General features: G+C 41.3%; 4 protein-coding genes. 1 reads left to right on the forward strand and 3 read right to left on the reverse strand.

The features are described from left to right. The first annotated feature begins 182 nt into the window (after window positions 1-182). Window positions 183-647 (forward strand): DoxX family protein, encoded by a 465-nt coding sequence (locus tag ACR2F7_RS04655; protein ID WP_432712427.1) that lies wholly within the window; start codon window positions 183-185, stop codon window positions 645-647. Here ACR2F7_RS04655 and ACR2F7_RS04660 read toward each other — a convergent pair. The 3 genes from ACR2F7_RS04660 to ACR2F7_RS04670 all read right to left on the reverse strand — a co-directional run. Next, window positions 644-1,375 (reverse strand): LytR/AlgR family response regulator transcription factor, encoded by a 732-nt coding sequence (locus tag ACR2F7_RS04660; RefSeq protein WP_432712428.1) that lies wholly within the window; start codon window positions 1,373-1,375, stop codon window positions 644-646. The two genes, ACR2F7_RS04655 and ACR2F7_RS04660, sit on opposite strands and share 4 nt — an antisense overlap. Beyond that, on the reverse strand, window positions 1,347-2,438 hold the full coding sequence (locus tag ACR2F7_RS04665; protein ID WP_432712429.1) for a sensor histidine kinase: 1,092 nt from the start codon (window positions 2,436-2,438) through the stop codon (window positions 1,347-1,349). Before ACR2F7_RS04665 ends, ACR2F7_RS04660 begins: the two co-directional genes overlap by 29 nt. 303 nt (window positions 2,439-2,741) lie before the next feature. Continuing rightward, a partial coding sequence (locus tag ACR2F7_RS04670; RefSeq protein WP_432712430.1) for a 4Fe-4S dicluster domain-containing protein occupies window positions 2,742-3,030 on the reverse strand: 289 nt, incomplete at its 5' end.

A 3,030-nucleotide genomic window follows, 5' to 3' on the forward strand; every position in this document is an offset into this window, starting at 1 on the left:
TGGTTATTTAAACGTAACCAGAAAGATAAAGCCGAATATATAGATGAACTGATCAAAACTGATCTTCCACCAGAAAAACACGAGGAAGATAAAATCTCTTAACGATATAGCAAATAATTACGCCTAACTATTTGTTATGCGCTTGATCTTTTGTAGCTTAGGTATAACCAATATATACTGTTATGAGCTTGATCACGAGAATCCAATCCTGGGGAGATCATCATCACCCAAAATGGCTAGACTATTTTAGGATCGCCTTAGGGGTAACTTTAATCTGGAAAGGCATTGCCTTTGCCCTCAACCTACATGCCTTTACCAATTTAATGAACCAGGTCAGTATTGGCACAGCAACTTCCATCAGTTTCGGCGCACACCTGATTATTGTTCTACACATCATTGGAGGTTTGCTCATCACCATTGGTTCCCGAACACGGATTTCCTGCTTACTCAACATCCCTATTTTAATTGGGGCCGTGTTTTTCGTCAACATGCGCGATGATATTTTCAGGCCTTATGCAGAACTCTGGTTATCTTATTTTGTGCTGCTGGGGCTGATTTGCTTTTTAATTGAAGGTGATGGTATCCTGTCTATAGAATATGAAAAAAACAAAACCTTTAAAGCTGGAAATGGCCAAAGCATTATTTAATACCAGTTGCTGAGAAACTGCTTCATGCCCTCTTTGTACTGTTCGCCAATGGTGATGCTGGTATTGCCTATCTGCACACTGCTTTTGGTAACGGCATCTATTTTTTCAAGGGCTATGATAAAGGAGCGGTGGATTCTCATGAACCGCTGTTTAGGCAATTTCTCCTCCAGTGCTTTCAGGGTAATTAAAGAAAGCAGCGGACTTTCTTCATTCAGCAGATGGATCTTTGCATAGTCCTTCAGCCCCTCTATGTATACAATGTTTTTAATTTCAACACGCACCATCTGGTATTCCACCTTAAGAAAAATATAGTCGTCCATCACATTAACCAACGCTTGCTGTGCAGTTTTAAACTTCTCTGCATAGGCAAGGGCTTTTTGTGAGGCATTTAAAAACTCTTCATAGTCGTAGGGTTTTAATAAATACCCAAGGGCATCTACCTTATAACCCTCAATAGCGTAATTATGAAATGCTGTGGTAAAGATAACCCTTGGCTTATTTCCTCCAGGTTTACTTTCCAGCGTTCTGGCCAGCTGCAGACCGGTGAGGTCGGGCATCTGGATGTCTAAAAAGATCAGGTCAATCTCTTGCTCATTTAAAACCTCCAGCGCTGCAATAGCACTCGAGTAGCTTCCTACCAATTTTAGAAAAGGTGTTTGCGCAATAAAGCTACTGAGGAGCCCTAAGGCAAGGGGTTCATCATCTACTGCTATGCAATTCAGTACCATCTATTTTAATCGTTAAGTGAACAATAAATTCATTGGTTGCAGTGGAGGCCTCTGCCTTAAAAGTATGCTTATCAGGATACAACAACTCCAGGCGCCTTTTGGTATTCACCAAGCCTATTCCGCCATATTCATCTGCCGTAATAGAATTGTTAAAGATAGTGTTTCTTACCGTTAGGCTCAGCAGCCCTTCATCGAATGCTATTTTAATAAGGATATTCGAAGCTGTAGTGGCGCTTACCCCATATTTAAATGCATTTTCTATATAGGGCAAAAAAAGCATGGCCGCCACTTCAGGATCCTTGGTTAGTTTCGGTACTTCAAAAGTAATGGTGGTGAGGCTATTTAAGCGCAGCTTCATCAGTTCAATATAATCAACAACCAGGTCAACTTCCTTACTCAGCGGTGTAATGCCGCGTTGTGTTTCATAAAGCAGGTAACGCATCATCCTGGAGAGCTTGTGCAGCGCACGACGAGAATCCGCTATATCGATATGCATCAAAGCATAAATGTTATTGAGCGTATTGAAGAAGAAATGCGGATTGATTTGTGCCTTTAAAAAAGACAACTCCGCCCCTATTTTTTCTATTTCAAGGGCCTCACGGCTAATTCTTTCCGTTTGCCATTTCTGGATCAGCGTTACACTGGTGCTGATGCCGGTGATAAAAAGCACCATCATGAGGAAAAAAACATCAATTTTATCTGACCTTCTTGGGGGCCGTGAAAAACCCGCTTCATTAAAAGCTTTACTCATCAATGCCTGTAAATGCAGCGCATCATCAATACTTTTAATCAAAGGACCAGCACAAAAGGCGATCAATAAGATCACTATGATGTATAATAAGGTTTTATTATGGTAGAGAAAGTAGGGAACCAGAATTTTGCTGTTTACATAAAACACCACGATGAGCGTAGCAAGCACAAAACCCTGTTTTACCCAAAACTCTACAGGAACACTAATGCTCCAGGAAAGCGGTTGGTAAAAGAGCAGCACAAAGCCAAACAGCATCCATATAAATACATGCAACAACAGGTTTAGATAAGAACGGGCATTGACAGAAACCATGTTAACCGGGTTTTAAGCTTTGATGTGCTGCAAGGTAGGTAACCTCTATAAATTAGAGAAATTTTCCGTCGATTGTGATTATCTTTCTGTCGGTGTGTTTTTGCTGCTGGTCTATCACGTTTGAGCAGCCCCTATGAAATAGCACTACTCATGTCTAATGGTGCCCGTGGGATAGCTATTTTACTTCATTTTTTTGATTGGGGCTATTATGATCAGTATTATAGGAGGCGTTAACGAGCCCTCAAGGCTTCAAAACTGGATCCTATTGAAGCCTTAAGGTATGAATAAGCGACGCTCAAAGAATTAATGAGCTGTTATGGATGCTTTGTTAAATTCCCAGTTCATTCTGGCAATATTTAATACGGAGATCCCCTGTGGGCATTTAACCTGACAGGCTTCCGTATTACTGCAATGGCCAAAACCTTCAGCATCCATTTGGGCAACCATTTTGAGCACCCTCTTTTCTGCCTCAACCTTTCCTTGAGGCAGTTGAGCGAGGTGTGAAATTTTTGCCGAGGTAAACAAGGCAGCACTTGAATTTTTACAAGTAGCCACACAGGCACCACAGCCAATACAAGCAGCAGCATCAAAT

Origin of the sequence: Pedobacter sp., from assembly GCF_045628745.1 — a bacterium.
Classification (GTDB): Bacteria; Bacteroidota; Bacteroidia; order Sphingobacteriales; family Sphingobacteriaceae; genus Pedobacter.